Source organism: Methanosarcina acetivorans C2A (assembly GCF_000007345.1).
Lineage (GTDB): Archaea > Halobacteriota > Methanosarcinia > Methanosarcinales > Methanosarcinaceae > Methanosarcina > Methanosarcina acetivorans.
On the sequence record NC_003552.1, the window covers coordinates 4,468,406 to 4,485,051 of the forward strand.

Below are 16,646 nucleotides of genomic sequence, written 5' to 3' on the forward strand. Positions count from 1 at the left end.
TTATAAAGTCGCATTACGAATCATACCATAGGATTACATTTTGACTCTGCTAATGTCCAGGTACTCGACTCCTTCCTCTTTCTCGACTGCAAAAAGCATTCTTTTGCGCACGCTGTTTGCAAGCCTGACAGCCCCGGACATGACCGGAAGCCTGAACTCGTAATCAGAAGGAATTACGTTTACAAGATACTCGGAATGGGGAATTTTTTCTATGGACTCGACTTTCCTGTAGACCCTGAAATGGGTCCCGAACTTAAAGCCGGTCTTGACCACATGCCCTGAGTCTCGCAGAGCTTTATATGCACCGTATTTACGCAGGAAAGAACTCTCGATTTCCGAGGCTTTCTCAACAAATTCATCGAACGAGAAGATCCTGTCTTTCCTGTCCCTGACAACTATTATCCCTCTCGAAAAGAGGTAGAGGGACTCAACAAGGGAGAGCTGCAACCTTTCAGGGTCAAGCATTTTCCCGTAGAAACCCCCGGCGTAAAGAGCCCCTGAAGCCTCGGCATCCCAGGCTATTACCCGGTCTTCGAGGAAAGTCGCATCGGTTTTGACTTCAGGGTAGGGCTCAGGCATCTCCCCCTGAGGGGAAGCGGTTTTAATCTCGTAGAAGGTCAGGTCGCTTTCTTCGTCCACCACAGCCAGGATAAACTGTTTATGCACATTTTCTGCCGAGATGACCGAGTCCTGCAAGAGCTTTACAGGAAGGGGCTGCCTTTCGGACAGGACATGGACAAAGATTTTTGCCGCACTTTTTCCGGGATGGCTGCCTCTGGGATAGACCCTGAAATCCGCAGCCGAAGGCTGGACATAATATCCCCGCTCTTTAAGGTCTTTATAAACGATATACTTCAGCTCGAAGTTCGGCTGCCTCAGAGAAGCCTGCTCGAAAAGAGCCCTGAAATCAAGCTTTCTCCCTTCAAGCTCTATTTCGATTTTTCCTCTGAACTGGAGGTATGCGGCCTCCACGAGCGAGAGTTCAAGCCCGTCCTCCCTGGGACGCCCGAAATAACCTGTTTTGTAAAGTTCGGCAACCGCTTCCTTTCCGGCAAGGACCCGGTCTCCTTCAAGTTGTGTTTTCAATAGGTTCACCTGAGAAGAAAATAGAATGAAAATAAGTTTTACAGGAATCTATTTTGTAAGATTCCGGATTCTAACAATCTGCTTTGCAACAATTTGGCTTATCTTTCTTACATTAAATAATCCGACCTGTATAAGCCGGTCTTTAACCGTTGTGTAATAATCTGGCTTAATATAATATTGTTTTTTCGACCTGCGGGAGCAGAGCTGCAGGTACAGGTGCAGACTTTCAAGGCAGACAGGTGCAAATTTGAAAGCGCAGGTTTGAAAGTGCAGGGCCTTCAAGAGCAAGTCTTCAAGATTAAGCCGTAAAGTTATATTTCTACCGGGGAGCCCTCGAAGCCCTGAACTTCCCGGCAGCTTCGACAAGCGAACCTGCAAGTTCCCGGTATGCAACTCCGTGAAGGTGGGCATAAGAACCAAGGGTGTTTCCGACAATAAGCCCGTCCCTATCGCCTTTTATCCCGGTGCCCCGCAAAAGAGCTATTGCAAACTCCGCATACTCCGGAATTTCCCGGATTTCGGAGTGGTGGAACTCATGCCCCTTGAAGCTGTTGCCTTCTTTTCCGATAAGGCAGTCCCGGTCAAGGGTCCCGATATTGTAGCTGACAACCCTTGTCTGTCCCATGATCGTATGCCCCGGGAGCGCCCCGACCATTATATAGGTGGACTCGGGCATCGAAGCATCGTGGTATGTGCCTTTTCCCGGGACTCCGGTACTGATTTTTTCCGTAAGGTACATGAGCCCTCCGCATTCGGCATATATTGGCATCCCTGCAGCCGAAGCTTCTTTAATGCTTCTTCGCATGGACTCGTTAGCTTCGAGTTCGGCGGCAAAAAGCTCGGGGTAACCGCCTCCGATATAGAGCCCGTCCACATCAGGGAGCTCCGGGTCATTTACCGGGCTGAAGTAAACAATCTCCGCACCTGCAAGTTCAAGCAGGTCAATATTGTCACGGTAGTAAAAATTGAAAGCCTCATCAAGAGCAATACCTATCCTCGGCCTGGGGGAACCTGCCCCGGCAGCAGGGGAAAAAATACTGTTTTCGGGGCTTGTCAGGGATTTTGCACTTCCTGCGATTTCCAGAAAGCGGTCCACATCAATTCCTTTATTGATGATTTCTTCAATGCCCCGGAGCCTGTCCTCAAACCCTCCGTCTCCAAGCCTCCTCCTGCCTTCAAGCGCAGGCATGAGCCCGAGGTGGCGCATGGAAATCTGCATGGAGGGATCTCTCGGGATGATCCCTATAACCGGCACACCGGTATAGTGTTCTATTGCCTCTTTTGCTTTCTGTGCGTGGCGGCGGCCTCCTATGTTATTCAGGATTACGCCTGCGATTTCCACGTCAGGGTCGAAATTCTTATAACCGCTTATAAGGGCTGCCGCGGAACGGGTAATGCTGCGGGCATTGATTACGAAAACCACAGGGCATTTGAGGATTTTTGCGATCTGGGCGGTACTCCCGAGGTCGCTGAGGCCTTCAAAACCTTCGTAAAGCCCCCGGACGCCTTCGATAATTGCAATGTCCGCTCCACTCCCTGTTTCACAGGCATGGGAGTAGACGTCAAGGATTCCGTTCTCATCCATCAGGTAGCCGTCAAGGTTCCGGCAGAACCGGCCCGTGATTTCGGTATGGTAACTGGGGTCGATATAGTCAAGCGCGACCTTAAAGGGCTGGACTTTATACCCTCTTGAAACAAGGGCAGCCATGAGCCCCATGGAAATCGTGGTCTTGCCTGAAGAGGAACGGTCTGCGGAAATAAGGACTCTGGGAATGCTCCCTGCCTCTGTTCCGGATTGTTTGCTGTGGGACATGCTTTCAATACCCCTGATCTGGTTTCTTCGTTTATTGCGGCACTGGTAGTGTCTGCGGTTTACACCGTCTTTTATAATTTATTATGATTTGACAGTTCATTCCGGATCTTCCCGGTTACTTCTTTCGCTTCCGGTTATTCCCGGTTTATTTTGTCATTTCCCTTAACCGCTCATCGCTCAGGTGGGATGCCATAACCTTCTTTTCGTTTGTAAGGATTGATTTTCCGAGCTGGCGGTAGACTTCGGCAATGTCGGAGTCCGGAGCTTTTTCCATAACGGAATACCCTTCTCTTTCGCAGTCCTGCACTATCTGCCGCTTCGGGATGAAAGCCATCAGCTGGCTTCCGATTTCTTCGGAAAACTTCCTGACGATTTCCTCTTCCCGGCTTGCATTCCTCGAGTTGCAGATAACCCCGCTAAGCGGCATCCCGATCTTGGAAAGCCCTTTGCAGATGTTATTTGCTGCATAGAGGGGCATGTACTCTCCGGAGGTCAGGACATAGGCCTCATTTACGTAACCCTTCCTGACAGGAGCAACAAAGCCGCCGCAGACGATGTCTCCCGGCACATCGTAGATGATGAGATCCTGCTCTTTAAGGAGATCTCCGGAAATGCTCTTGAGTTTCTGGATTGCAACGATAATTCCGCGCCCTGCACAGCCTATCCCGGGCTCGGGACCTCCTGCTTCCACGCATTTAACCCCTGCATACCCTTCAAAAACCACATCTTTTTCCTGTACATCCACCCCCTCTCTGAGGAGATCGAGGATTGTCGGGATTCTTTTGCCTCTGAGAAGGGTTATGGACGAATCGCTTTTGGGGTCACAGCCTATGATCATGACTTTCTTTCCTGCTTCCGCACAGGCAGCTGCAACGTTTGAGGCTGTACTTGACTTGCCTATGCCGCCTTTTCCGTAAATTGCAACGATCTTTTGTTTTTTCAAAGGATCTTCCTCCCGTTATCTGATTTCTCCTGGACTTTATCCTTATATTTGTCCAGATTTTTAATCCTGGTTTTAATCCTAGTTTTAATCCTGGTTTTAATCCGGTTTTTATCCGGGCTTGCATCAGGACTTTATCCAAACTTCTTTCCTGGTTTTTGCCCTGACTCGTTTCCGTTCAGGCTTCTTTTGCAACTTCCCTTAATGTGGCTCCGAATTCGGATTCCACGATTTCGCTGACTCCAAGAGTCTTGGGGTGAAGGTCGATCTCAACCAGGACATGCTCGTGTCCCATCTCTTTTAAGGGCAAGACCTGCCTTGGCCCGTTCGTAATCGAGATCAGTTCCATGTGCTGCAGGTTCTCCATAGGGATTGCATGAGGGACACCTGTGATAACCGCAAAATCGTAATCACTGTATTTTTCCTTAATAAGTTCGCTGACCTTTTCCCCGGCTATCGGGTACTCGTCCATGCCGCCGATGATTTCATGGATCTCGACCCCGTGGGCTATGAAGTCCCGCATAATGTATTGGGCATGCTGCCTGACCCTCGGAAGCCCGAGTTCTGGGTCGATGTTTGCCATATTGACCAGGTTTTCCTTTTTCCCGAGTGCGGCTGCAACCTCACTGACCGCAAGGGTAATGTCTGCAAACATGTAGCCGGTTTCTTTCTTGGCGTTCATTATGACGAGTCCTTTCTTGCCTTCTTTAAGGAGTTCGATAAGCCGCTTTGCAACCTTATATTTGAGATCTCCCCTGGAAGGGGCAAGGTATTCCTTACTTGCAGCCCCGAACCGCTTTTCGACCTCTGTGGCTTTTATGAGGAGGTATTCCTGGCGCTCGAATTCTTTACGGTCAATTATCCCGGCATCAAGCGCGGATTCGAGGGCAAAGAGCACGCCTCTTGTGTTGTTGTGGTAGCCTGCATGTACTTCGACTTCGATAACCGGGATGTCAGGATTTGCTTCAAGCACGGCATCGTGCATTTCCTCTCCTATGATCATGCTGGCGCAGGTGCCGACAACACCCAGGATTTTCGGGTTGAAGAGCTCGATTGACTTGTTGATAACCTCCACAAGCCGGTCATGTCCGCCAAAAACAAAGCCGTTCTCGTCAAGCCCCGTAGTGACCACATGGATCCCGTCTTCTTCAAGCAACCTTGCATGTTTAAAGGAGCAGCCTGGGGGGCCGTGCAGGATTGCAACGTCGACATTTAAGTCCCTGAGGGTATAAAGAGCCGCAACGATCGAACTCGGGCGGGGGTGAATAATTGAGATCTCTTTTTGAGTCATGATGAATCCTCTTTTTGATTATACGAATGTGATACGGGTTTCACCCGGGAGATTCCGGAATCCTGCAGGACTGTGAACCCCGCCTGAACGGGAAGAAGGTATCCGGAAGCATGATAAGTTGAAAGTTAAAAGCAATGGAAACGAATACAGATTGGAAGACCCTATATAAAATTGTATCATAAATTTCCGGCAAAAATCCCTCGGCCAGACCCGGAATTCCTGCCAGTTTCCCAGAGCCGGGAAGAGGATTTTCGAAGGAACAAACTGCACGAAGCAGCTTTTATGAAACTACCTTCACGAAATAAACTGCATGAAAGATCATCTTGGGGGCATTACTTAACGGAAACATTTCACTGATGAGAGAATTATGTCTTCTGTGCCTGCAAGTTCCGAAGCCTTCTGAAGCCCTTCCGGAAGGCTGCCTGCATAAGAGGCATTTTCAGCAGCCACTGCCTCCATTCTCTCACCCACCAGTATAATATGCCTGCACTTCGTACCGAACTTTTCTAAAAACCCCTGCACTGAGCCCGGGGGCAAACCCTCACAGACCTGAGAAGCTTCCTCTCCGAGGATAAGGATTATATTTCCCTTTTTTTCGTCCTTTTTCTTCAGGAGAGCGTACTCAAGTGCTTTTTCTGCCGAAAGGATATCCATTCCGGAGTTGGAATTATCAACCAGGACAACCCCGTTAAGTTCCTTTTCCTGCATCCTGCCTGAAAGTCCCCTGAACTCCTCAAGCACCGAAACAATAGCTTCCAGCCCAACCCCCAGTTCGAGAGCAGCTGCCGACGCTGCAACAAAGGCTGTCCTGTATGCCGAACTGTTATATCCCGGGCACAGGGAAGCTGAAAAAAGCTCTTCTCCTCTGCGGAGAAAATGAAGGGTCAGGTTTTTTTCAGCTCCTGATTCGGTTTCCAGAACAAAATCGGGAGCATCAGCCAGCTTAAGATAGGAATCTGAACAAAATGGGTCCTTAAAGGTAAGAACCTTTGCAAGGCTCCCTTTTGCAGCCTCAAGGGCTTTTTCTGCCCCGGCGTTGAGAAGAAGGGTGCTTCCGGGTCTGGCATTCAGGACAAGCTGAAGTTTTGCATCGCTTGCAAGGGAAGTGTTGTTTGCAATTCCGTAATCAGGGGAAAGAGTTGTCAGGATCCCGAGGTCTGCAGTACCTGTAGCTCCTATAGAGATTTCAAAGATGAAGAATTCAGGCCGGATTTCCTGCTCAAGGCTTTTTTCAACGGCTATCAGGATACTCCCCGGAGTAATGCTCAGGCCCCTGTGAATAAGAAAAGGAATGCCTGCTTTCCAGGCTTCAAGCCCGCGAGAGGTATGGAGCACGACCTTGAAACTGCGGGAAAGCATGTCGGCGAGCAGAGATGCAGTGCTTGTTTTTGCTTTTACGCCTGTTATCTCAACTATTTTGATTTCCGAAAGCCTGGGATCGGCCTGCAGGATTTTCCCTACGGCTTCGTGGTGTGAGAGAACAGTTTTTCCTTCGGACCTGGCTTTTATAAGCATGGGATAGGCAGGGTCCAGGTGTACGGGCGCTATCAGGAGATCGAAATCGGATACGGGGAGAGGAGCTTTTGAACAGCGTATGCCGTACTTTTCCTCAAGCTCCCCGAGCAGCGCCTGATCCACGGTTCCGTAAACGTCTACGCCGGAAACGTCATTTCCCAGAGCTGCGAGTTTTCTTGCGATAGGAATCCCGCCATGGGTCAGGTCAAGCACGGCGAGCTTCTTCCGGAACAGGTCCATGATAATACCGGACCCTGAGCCTTAAATTACAGGGCTTCCTGAACCCTCTTGAAAACGAGGTCTGCAATCAGTTCGTCGGCGCCGAGGGGCTTTGCGTAGCAGAGGGGAACGTCCTTTCCATCGATATTAAGAATTCCACAGCCTTTTTCGTCCAGACTCAGGATTCCAGGGATGTCCTTTGTGATGTGGACACCTGATGCAAGGAAGACCGGTACTGCTGCAATCTTTGTTACTCCTGTGCCTGCAAAACCTGCAATTGCTTCTTCCAGGGTCGGTTCACTGTTTTCCATAAACCCTGCTCTGACAACAACATCGCTGTGCTTCTGGGCGATGTAATCTGCGATCTGGCTGACTACTTCCTTGTTGTAAGGAAGCTTGCTCCCGTGGCCGATGGCCAGGATTCCGAGTTTCTCAGTCATTTTTAAACCTCATTTTTGATCTAAACTTAAAGCGGTTATTCGGATTGTGTTCATTCGGATTGTGTTCATTCGGATTGTGTTTAACACAATTCTTCGAATTTGTAACATCAATGAGATTAACATAGTTAGGATTTATATGATATAACCTTTTTGAAAAAAAGAAACAACGGGAGAAAGTTTTGAGAGATCTGAATCGAATCATAGTTGTAATAATTATTCCAATGTAAAGTATTCACAACTAAGCTAGCCCTCAGTGTTCTGTTTTTAACCTGTCTGATTTCAAAACCCCTGATATTCATTTATGACCAAAAACAGATATAGCCAAAAACAGATGCTTAAACAATTTCTATCGATATCGTTTCACAATTTTAAAAAATCAGATCTTATGACCCGGGTATTTTTGCACCAGGCCCTTCATTTCCGCCTGAGCTTTCAGGTTTTCATTTCAGCCTGATACCAGAGCTCACTGCAGGATATGTACTAACCAAGTTGATTTGACTTAACACAAATAAAGTTGATTTTTCATACTTAGTATTAAATCATAACTGTTTTATGCTATCGAGATTTATAGCTGTTAAAATATCAGGATTTAATTTGTTTGGTAGATACAATGACAAAAAACGCTTATAAAAATTCAAAAGGAAAGAATATCCGGAGCCTTATTACCCGTTACCAGGATTTTTTACTTGATCCCGGAACGTTATTTACTATGGCAAGCGGGCTTATTCTGATAATAGCAATAGTTGCTTATCCGCAAAATATGCTGTCAGACAGCAATGCTACGGATGAGGGTAACTGGTTATATCTATTATCCGCATTGATCGGATCATCATTTATATGGTGGTCTGCTTACCAGGGGATTAAAGAAAGAGACTTTACGGCTGATATCCCTGTTACCATCGCAACAATTGCTGCTATTGCCATCGGGCAGTATTCGGCTGCTGCTGTCGTAGCCGTGCTTTTGCTCCTGGGAGGCATGCTGGAGGAACTTGTTTCCGCAAGAGCAGGAAAGGCGCTTGAATCTCTGGCAAAACTATTGCCTGATAGAGTCACTGTCAGGCGTGACGGACATGATACTGTAATTTCGCTTGAAGATGTTCAGGTAGGAGATACAATTCTGGTAAAGTCCGGGGAACGGATTGCTGTTGACGGAACCGTCCTTTCAGGTACTGCTTCGGTAAATCAGGCTGCTATTACCGGAGAAAGCCTGCCTGTTGACAAACAATCCGGAGACACGGTTTTTGCAGGAACTCTTAACGAAACGGGAGCAATGGAAATACTGGCCACTAAAGTAGGAAAAGAAACGACCCTTGGGCAAATCCACCGTCTGATTGAGGAAGCGCAGACTCAGAAGCCAAAAATAGAAAGGCTCTTGAATCGGCACGCTAAGGTTTACACCCCTACTGCAATTATCTTGGGCGGCCTGCTCTGGTGGTGGAGCGGGGACCTGACACGAGCAATAACCATGTTAATTGTCTTTTGCCCATGCGTAATGGTACTCGCTACACCTACAGCACTGGTAGCTTCGGTTGGCAATGCAGCGCTAAGGGGTAATCTCATTAAAAAAGGAGCTACCGTAGAATCCATGGCCAGGATAGACACCGTTATTTTTGATAAAACAGGGACATTAACCCACGGGGAACCAAAGCTTTCCGGGATCATACCATTGAAAAACAACGATGAGAATGACTTATTGTTGTTAGCAGCTATCGCAGAAAAATTTAGCGAGCATCCGCTTGGAAAAGCTGTTGTAAGAGCCGCAGAAGAGAAGGGATTCTCGGTTCCGGACCCCGAATCTTTTGAATCCGTGTCCGGAGTTGGCATAAAGGTTAAAACCAGCGGAAAAAACATCTTTATAGGCCGCCCTAAACAAGTATCCGGGTTGAATTTCGCGATTTCCAATGAGGTTGAAGAAAATATTGAAAAGCAATCTCAATCGGGCCACAATACCGTTCTAATGGGGATCGACAATGAAATCGTTGGATTGTTAACATTTGAGGATAAGATCAGACCGGAATCAAAAAAGTCTGTTAAGGATCTCCACAAACTGGGAATTAAGACGATAATGGTCACCGGGGATAGCAAAGCGGTTGCAGAAAGGATAGCTAAAATCCTTGGTATAGACGAGGTACATGCTGAAGTAATGCCTCAAGAAAAGGTAGAAATCGTAAAACGTCTACAGCTGGAAGGCCATAAAGTTATATTCGTAGGTGACGGAGTAAATGACGGCCCCGCACTTGTAACGGCTGATGTCGGGGTAGCCATGGGACTTACGGGGACAGATGTGGCGATAGAGACAGCAGAAGTTGGGCTGCTATCAGATGACCTCTTAAAAATTTCATACCTCATAAACATCTCGAGAAAGGCTATAAAGACTATCTGGCAAAATGTTGCCTTCTCACTTAGCGTCCTCTCTGTGGCAGTCGCATTAACCATACCTGGGATACTTACCCCGATAACCGGAGCATTATTACACGAACTCTCCTCAATTCCGGTGATAATGAATTCGGCAAGGCTGATTACATACGAACCCAAAGATTGAAAGAGGACGAAAAAACTTGGAAAATATTTTTGCTTTGTAAGAATTCTCCTTAATAGATAGAGATAGATTTTGGTTGAACCACTGAAATCCAACTCCCTCTCACTCAGTCTTAAATAATTTCCATTTTTTGAACAAACAGAACTTCTACAAAGCTGTATTTCATTAACGAAATGAAGTCAGAAAAAATGCCTTCAAAAAATGCCCTCAATTTAGACAAAGCCTTTTATTGGCTCGGCATGGTTTCCTCAGGGAACCATTCCTGGATATCCGCAGGCATATTACTTTTTACATCCCTCGAGTTTTCCTTCCCTTGTGTGCATGTACATAACCAGTAATCTTAAACACCTTTGCTGCCGCTGACCTTTTCCTTTGCACGGGTCGTTTCACTTTCCTGAGAAAAAACTCTGTCAAAGTCCCCGTGCAGAGCTTTCAGGGCATATTTTTCCACGTCAATTTCCTGTTTTGTACGGATCCCGAATCTTCGGAGCACAGGTACCGGAGGGCACCAGCCCTGTATAGCATATTGAAGCAGGAAGCTTCCAGCTATTAAAGGCAGGATAAACCATTTCTTGCTCTTTCTAAAACCAAGCGCTACTCCGATTATGGAAACTACTCCCGCACGAAATTCAATAAAACGTCCTATATCCCATTCATTATCCAGCTCTTCGATTCTTTTTGAAATCTCGTAATGGGTCTTGCCCGCATAGAACCGGACCGATGCTGCAATTTCGCGGTCGATTGCCTCATTAATTTCAGGAGAAGTATGGGCCCTTACCCTGTCTCCCCTGACAAGCTCTCCAAAATCAGTTATCAATGTAAAATTCCCCCTCTGAAAACATATTCAGGTTTTAACCCTGATAGGAACTGCCTGTTATTCAGGTCTTTTATTAAACGAGTGGAGGTATGGCCATATAAAATTAATCATAAAAATTTATTTGATACTCATTTAGCCGGATAAAAAAGTGGGTAAGAACAGGAACCAAAAAGGTCAAGCGGCGAAACGTACAGCTAAGATTTAAAAATCGGTTTATGGGTTCGGAAAAAATTGTTCTCTTGAACTGGAGGATAGCTCTTCAGTGTTTTATCCCTCAATTGCGCTGTCGGTTTTCATGTCATTTTTGCCCGGTTAACGGCTGGCCCAAGCCGATGCAGCGCAGGGGAGAGAAAAGATGAAAATTTCCTCCCGAATTCCGGAAGAGATAAACCGGTTAATAGCACTTGGGGGAGAGGAAAAATATGGTAAGAACTGCACCCATTCCTGCTTTAGAACTCGATAAGGCCGTTAGGGTAGTATATGACGCATCCCCCACGGAAGTATTCGCCTCCGGGGTGTCTGTACCCGTTTGACCCGCTCCAGTCGAAGTTGAGCCAGTACTGCGTTGTCTGCCCGTCCTCAAGCACCCTTTCCGAGTACCAGACGTTTTCGGCATAAGGATACCGCTTTTCAATATAATCCAGTATGGTGTAAGCCGTCTCCCTGTTGTCCCCTATGTAAAGTTCAGGATAAGCATGCCCATAGGACTCGTTGTATGCCGTAACTACCCTTGTATTGAAGCCCATATTTTCCAATATGGCAGACATGACAATGGAGTAGTCGTCGCAGTCTCCCGAATATCCGCTGTCGATCGTCTGGGAAGCCCCGAAGAAAAACTCGGCGTTTTTATCGTACCTGTAGTTCCATTGCCTGTTTACGTAATTGTAAACATCACAGGCATCTTCCATATTGAATCCTGAAATCTTTCCTGTGATATTGAAGACCTCTTCTCCTATACTTTCCTCTCCTGAGCTTATAGCCCTCTGGAAGTTCAGGGAGAGTATCCTGTATTCTCTGGGATAAACGAAGCCTGTTCTCTCTTCGGAATACGTGGGCACTTCAGGAATACCTGAGAAGGTAATACTTTCTGCAGTTTCATTGCTGTCGGTAAGGTCTACATCTCCAGCATTTAACTCTTCTTCCGGAACCGTACCCTCATCAGGCAGCAGTTTATTCACCTCATTACTGACAAGCTCTCCACTAAGGCTGTCAGTATCCATACAGCCTGCCACCAGAGAGACGAGAAAAATAAGAAATATATATATGAAAGCCTTCGCACAGGCCACAAAATCAGCTCCAGAAGTAATATATGAGTTTTAGAGGGAAATAAACTTCTCTAAATTGAGAAAATGATAAATTAATGAAGTGATACAGTGATAAAGTAAATTTATTGGTCCCGGCATTTAACTCTGGTTTTAATAAAGTATTTATTCCTCCCGTCTTCGTTTTAAAAATATCCCGCATTTGGGATAATCGAGTCCCTCACAGTATTTTCCTTTAGGCAGGAAATGGGAACATGATGAAGAATATTTGCATTTCGGATGAAAGATAGATAAAATTCCCATATATGGACTCCTTTATATTTTAAATTTCAAATATGCCCATATACACCAAACCTTAGACTGTTTCTCATCAAGCCTTAATCGGCCCCATTTCGTCCCTTGACGCCTCTGCACTTCCTGCAGTGGTCTCTGTTATTTTAAAATATGGCAGTCCCTTAACTGCCAGCTGAGCCATAGAATATTCGAGATCCCGAGTGGGACCCTTAATCCTGGCAGGACTGGCAATGACGTTGAGCAGTTCCGCAAGGCTGGGACTGTTCGACTTCCATGTCCCGTCACTCTGGGTTTCAGCTGTAAATATTTTCCATTCTATTTTTACGGACATTAATTTCCTCCCCAATAAAATGTTAATTTTATTGAGCCGCGTGCTCAAAAAAATAAATCAGTGAATACTCTAATTTAAATATTTTTATATGTTTGGATCTATAACCTTATACTATCAGTATAATTATATTATTTCCTCCTTATAATACTAGTATAATTATATTACTTTTCTCTTTCAAATCCTGAAATTAGTGCCCAAAAAAGAAGCCGTAAAACGGCATCAAAGGATACTGTGACCGCTGGGAGGAGCTAAAAAAAGTAAATATTACGTGCTTTTTGAGGTCTCACAGCCGGCTCAGGAAACCCAACACAATACGATTAAATTCAGCAGGTTTTTCCATATTTGGTAAGTGGGCGGTATCGGGTATGATAACCTTTTCTGCCCCTTCGATCTCGTTAGCGAGCAGGTCGGCTGCGCGCAGGATTTCAGGATTATCAAGGGCTCCAGCCATAACCAATACAGGAATGCTGATATCCCCAAGCCGCCCTGCAGCAGGTGGGGCGAGAGGGGAAAGCGGATTGGCGTCGTCTATGGCCCAGGTTCCATTCTCTACCGGAATCCGGTTCATCTCAGTTGCCCGCTGACGGACGCGCGAGTCCACCTGCTCAGGCTGACGGAAACTGCCATCAACCCAGAGACGGATCTGCAGGTCACTTACGCGGGCCAGGTCCCCCTGTTCAAGAGCCTGCAACATCTCCAGAAGCAGAGCTGGAGGTTCGCCCCGCATTTCAAAGCCTCCCGGAGCAGCGCTGACAACGATCAGCGACCGCACAAGTTCAGGGTGCTCGAGAGTAAAATCAATAGCTGTTTCTCCTCCCAGAGAGCAACCCAGTATGCGTGCGTGTTCTATCCCGAGTTCCTGCAGCAGGCGGTACAGGTCCTGACGGCGGGAAACCGGGCCTGTTACGGGATCGGATTTCCCGAACCCGAGCATATCAAAACGAAGCACCCTGTAATGCTGAGTAAAAGCTTTCCATTGCTCGTCCCACATGCGGCTGTCAACAAATCCCGCATGGATAAGCACAAGGGTCTCCCCGTTTCCCTCAATTTCATAGTACAGCTTCCCGTCTCCAAAGTCAGCGTATCCGGCAGTCATTTTATCTCCCTCCTTTAATTTCAGCCCGAACTCCATATTAAGCCTGGGTTTTCTCCCCCCGGACCCTTCATAGAAACAGGAAGCGGAATATCATTAAAATTAGATTCATATAGTTTTAATCGGGGGGATTATAGTATTCATTTACACACTCCCCGAATAATTCTTTGGATTTTTTGAACCCTTCATATATTCCTTCCAAATGGTCCTGAGAATAATTTGGTTTTTTACGAACCACAATCGTATCTATAATCAGATTAAATCTGTCCTGCAGGTTCTGTATCTTTTCAGCCGGATCTTCATCTGGAGAAGAGGAGATAAATTTCTCCGCATTTTCCTCAAAAGTATCTTTGGCCATCTCCAGACCTTCATTTATTCCTTCTTTATAATCCGAGTAAGCCCGACCATCCTTATTCCTCTCGATCAGGTCACTGAATCTTCGGACTGTCTTTTTAATTTTTTGTTGATCCAAATTTTGCCCCCTGCAAAAACATAAAAAACTGTTTAAGAGCAGCAAAAAGCCCAGATCCTTATTTTATCGGACTTTACTTTTGAGTAATGGATTTCTTTTTTATTATTTATATTTACTTTCGCTTCAATACTTTTAAGAGGAGCAAGATAACGAATTTTTGATACCGCCCTCAGGAAATCATCATTGGGCAAATTAGAAAAAGAATTAGCTAACTGAGAATTAAACTGAAAATAAGAAAGTAAATTAGATTTTTTTAAAGAAAGGGATTTTAGAGATCGAGATTTAAAAACAGAGATTTAAAAACAGAGATTTTAAAAACAGGGATTTTAAGGATAAAACTTTCAAGCTCGATCAAAATTATAAAAATTAGAGAGGCTTTTCATCAATTCTCCAGAAGAAAAACCTCTGTTACGAATTCTCCAAATATTTTTTTGGATCTTTCAAACCCGCTGTATATTCCATCCAAACGCTCTTCAGAGCGATTTGGATTCTTTGTAAAGTTAATATCGTCTAAAAGCTGATTAAAGTCTTCCTGTAGGCTCTTTGCCATTACACCCCTATCTTCAGAGTCAGATAAAGAGAACTTTTCTGCGTTTTCTTCGAAGGTATATCTGGCTATATCCAGGCCTTTATTCATTCCTTCTTTAAAGTCCGAATAAGCCTGGTGATCCTTGTTCATTTCGATAGAATTGTTAAATTTTTTAACCATATCTTTAATTTTTTGTTTAGCCAAAACTCTTCGCTTCCTTTTTTTAATTAACCTCGAGTTCGAAAATGTGTTTCTCCCTGCGAATATATACCAAAATTCTACTTATTAAAAGCATTAAATTGTCAGTTGCTATAAGAAATTTTAAGTTAAGCGTTTTAAGTTAAGCGTTTATTGACTTCCGCCCATAAAATATTATGGTATTAAAAAAAACCTTAATATGCAAAAATATAATTCGCAAGTATTTAAACCTATTGAAGTAAAATTAAAGAACATTGAAACTTTCAGAGAGAAACTTTATTTTGCAGGCCTTACAACCGGGTTCCTGTTTTAGTTGATCGTGTCTGTAAGTGCTGCATTCTCTAACAGGAACAGAAACGAAACTTATGTTTCAATTGCTGCTTTAAGAGAGAATATTCACTAAGAGAGAATATGCACTATTTTTATTTAAATATTTTATTAAATATTGTAAAAATAGAGCTTGACAGGTATTCTTGCTTCATGTGCCCGGCACTGGCGGATGTGCGAGAATTGACCAGCCGGTTGTAAAAAGCTTTTGATAATTCTATACCCGCCATGTCTACGTACTTATAAAAGAGATAGCTCAACGGGACTATTAAAAATAAAGACAGGAAGCACGAAATAAAAAAAGCCGTTCCGTATGGCAATACCGGGTACAGGGCAAGGAACAGGGCACAGGTTAAACTGCTTATCACCAGGAAATGTACCAGGTACAGGGAATAGGAGATCTTACCGAGGAACACAGGCACGGGGGAAGAAAAGACGGCTTGCAGCCCCCGGCTGTTCAATAAGACATACATTATCATGCCTGAACCTATTATATGATAGGTCACCTCCGGGGTCTTGAAGAAGCCGGTGTTGAGAAACGCGTATAAGGAATCGGTTGTTACGGGGCTTAGAGGATAGGACCCGAGAAATAACCCCGAAACCAGTATGATAGAGAGTAGAATTTTATTATCGGTATTAAATATCGGCATTTTACTGTTGGACGTGTCAGCAAACGTCATTCCGATTATGAAAGCCAGGTAGTAAGAGTTTAAGAAAAGCACGGCTGAAGCAAGGTAGAACGTCCAGCGGCTCCGCAGCGACCCGAACAGCAAGGCCATTGCAAAAACGAGCATTGACCCGAAAAATTCTATATTCATGGTCCATAAAACCGGATCATAAGGGGTCTTGCCGCCTACGAAAAACGAGTCCCAAACCGCCTCTTTAACCGCGCTGACCAGGCCCGGTGTAAAGTCCCAGTAGCCGCGGTAGTTGCTGCCTGCGGAAACCACCATAGTTTCGAGATAATAACGGTATAGCCCGGCAGAGGCCAGCAGGTAAGAGAGCATTACTGCTGCGAATACCGGAACAAACAATCTCAGATATCGGCGCACTGCGCTGCTTATAATTACGCCGTTGTCTTTCGTTTCGAAATACTTCCGGGTTAATACGTAACCGCTCAGGACAAAAAAGATGCACACCGAAAAATTGCCGGCGCCGATTAGTCCAAGAGGCGTGCTCGAAAAAAGCAGGTCAAACTTTCCGAAATGTGAGGGCATTTCACTGCCGTAGACCATCGCCGGGGCTAATGCGACAAAGAAATGCATTACCATGACATTAACCGCAGCTACACCGCGCAGCCCGTCAAGATAGGTGATCTTCCCGGCCATATTATAGGCTTCCACCTTATTCTGCACAGCCATCTTATGTTCCAACGATCTTATGTTTCAACTATCTTATGTTCCTTTCTTCTTTTGATGGATTTGAATCATGAATAAATTTTGTATTCGTTTCTGGTACAACTGCAACCATTTTTTGACCC

14 protein-coding genes are annotated in these 16,646 nt (G+C 45.4%); 1 reads left to right on the top strand and 13 read right to left on the bottom strand.

Features of this window, described 5'->3' with window-relative positions:
* Nucleotides 1-33: 33 nt before the first annotated feature.
* The 6 genes from endA to cfbA form a co-directional block, all read right to left on the bottom strand.
* Nucleotides 34-1,086: a tRNA-intron lyase gene (endA, locus tag MA_RS18895; protein ID WP_011023532.1), complete on the bottom strand. Its 1,053-nt coding sequence runs from the start codon at nucleotides 1,084-1,086 to the stop codon at nucleotides 34-36.
* Between the two features lie 319 nt (nucleotides 1,087-1,405).
* Nucleotides 1,406-2,899: a Ni-sirohydrochlorin a,c-diamide synthase gene (gene cfbB, locus MA_RS18905; RefSeq protein ID WP_011023534.1), complete on the bottom strand. Its 1,494-nt coding sequence runs from the start codon at nucleotides 2,897-2,899 to the stop codon at nucleotides 1,406-1,408.
* A gap of 145 nt (nucleotides 2,900-3,044) precedes the next feature.
* A complete protein-coding gene (cfbC, locus tag MA_RS18910) occupies nucleotides 3,045-3,842 on the bottom strand; it encodes a Ni-sirohydrochlorin a,c-diamide reductive cyclase ATP-dependent reductase subunit (protein ID WP_011023535.1) in 798 nt (265 codons plus the stop codon).
* Nucleotides 3,843-4,017: 175 nt separating this feature from the next.
* Complete coding sequence (cfbD, locus tag MA_RS18915; RefSeq protein ID WP_011023536.1) at nucleotides 4,018-5,130, bottom strand: Ni-sirohydrochlorin a,c-diamide reductive cyclase catalytic subunit; 1,113 nt, start codon at nucleotides 5,128-5,130, stop codon at nucleotides 4,018-4,020.
* 336 nt (nucleotides 5,131-5,466) lie between these two features.
* A complete protein-coding gene (gene cfbE / locus MA_RS18920; protein ID WP_011023538.1) occupies nucleotides 5,467-6,885 on the bottom strand; it encodes a coenzyme F430 synthase in 1,419 nt (472 codons plus the stop codon).
* A 26-nt stretch (nucleotides 6,886-6,911) separates the two neighbouring features.
* Complete coding sequence (cfbA, locus tag MA_RS18925; protein ID WP_011023539.1) at nucleotides 6,912-7,304, bottom strand: sirohydrochlorin nickelochelatase; 393 nt, start codon at nucleotides 7,302-7,304, stop codon at nucleotides 6,912-6,914.
* Nucleotides 7,305-7,914: 610 nt separating this feature from the next.
* On the opposite strand from cfbA, the gene MA_RS18930 reads away from it, so the two are divergent.
* On the top strand, nucleotides 7,915-9,846 hold the full coding sequence (locus MA_RS18930; RefSeq protein WP_048066516.1) for a heavy metal translocating P-type ATPase: 1,932 nt from the start codon (nucleotides 7,915-7,917) through the stop codon (nucleotides 9,844-9,846).
* A gap of 337 nt (nucleotides 9,847-10,183) precedes the next feature.
* Here MA_RS18930 and MA_RS18935 read toward each other — a convergent pair whose 3' ends face one another.
* From MA_RS18935 to MA_RS18965, 7 genes are all read right to left on the bottom strand, one after another.
* Nucleotides 10,184-10,660 carry a DUF2892 domain-containing protein gene (locus tag MA_RS18935; RefSeq protein WP_048065756.1) on the bottom strand — a complete coding sequence of 159 codons (477 nt, stop codon included), beginning with the start codon at nucleotides 10,658-10,660 and terminating at the stop codon, nucleotides 10,184-10,186.
* 449 nt (nucleotides 10,661-11,109) lie between these two features.
* A complete protein-coding gene (locus MA_RS18940; protein WP_226990660.1) occupies nucleotides 11,110-11,880 on the bottom strand; it encodes a transglutaminase-like domain-containing protein in 771 nt (256 codons plus the stop codon).
* 412 nt (nucleotides 11,881-12,292) lie between these two features.
* A complete protein-coding gene (locus tag MA_RS18945; protein ID WP_048065757.1) occupies nucleotides 12,293-12,547 on the bottom strand; it encodes a hypothetical protein in 255 nt (84 codons plus the stop codon).
* 283 nt (nucleotides 12,548-12,830) lie between these two features.
* Nucleotides 12,831-13,643: an alpha/beta fold hydrolase gene (locus MA_RS18950; protein WP_048066517.1), complete on the bottom strand. Its 813-nt coding sequence runs from the start codon at nucleotides 13,641-13,643 to the stop codon at nucleotides 12,831-12,833.
* 115 nt (nucleotides 13,644-13,758) lie between these two features.
* Nucleotides 13,759-14,112, bottom strand: coding sequence for a hypothetical protein (locus MA_RS18955; RefSeq protein ID WP_048065758.1), 354 nt, complete (start codon nucleotides 14,110-14,112; stop codon nucleotides 13,759-13,761).
* A gap of 382 nt (nucleotides 14,113-14,494) precedes the next feature.
* The gene (locus tag MA_RS18960; protein WP_011023545.1) at nucleotides 14,495-14,845 is read right to left on the bottom strand and encodes a hypothetical protein; all 351 of its coding nucleotides are present in this window, start codon (nucleotides 14,843-14,845) and stop codon (nucleotides 14,495-14,497) included.
* A 416-nt stretch (nucleotides 14,846-15,261) separates the two neighbouring features.
* Nucleotides 15,262-16,539: an acyltransferase family protein gene (locus MA_RS18965; protein ID WP_011023546.1), complete on the bottom strand. Its 1,278-nt coding sequence runs from the start codon at nucleotides 16,537-16,539 to the stop codon at nucleotides 15,262-15,264.
* Nucleotides 16,540-16,646: the final 107 nt, after the last annotated feature.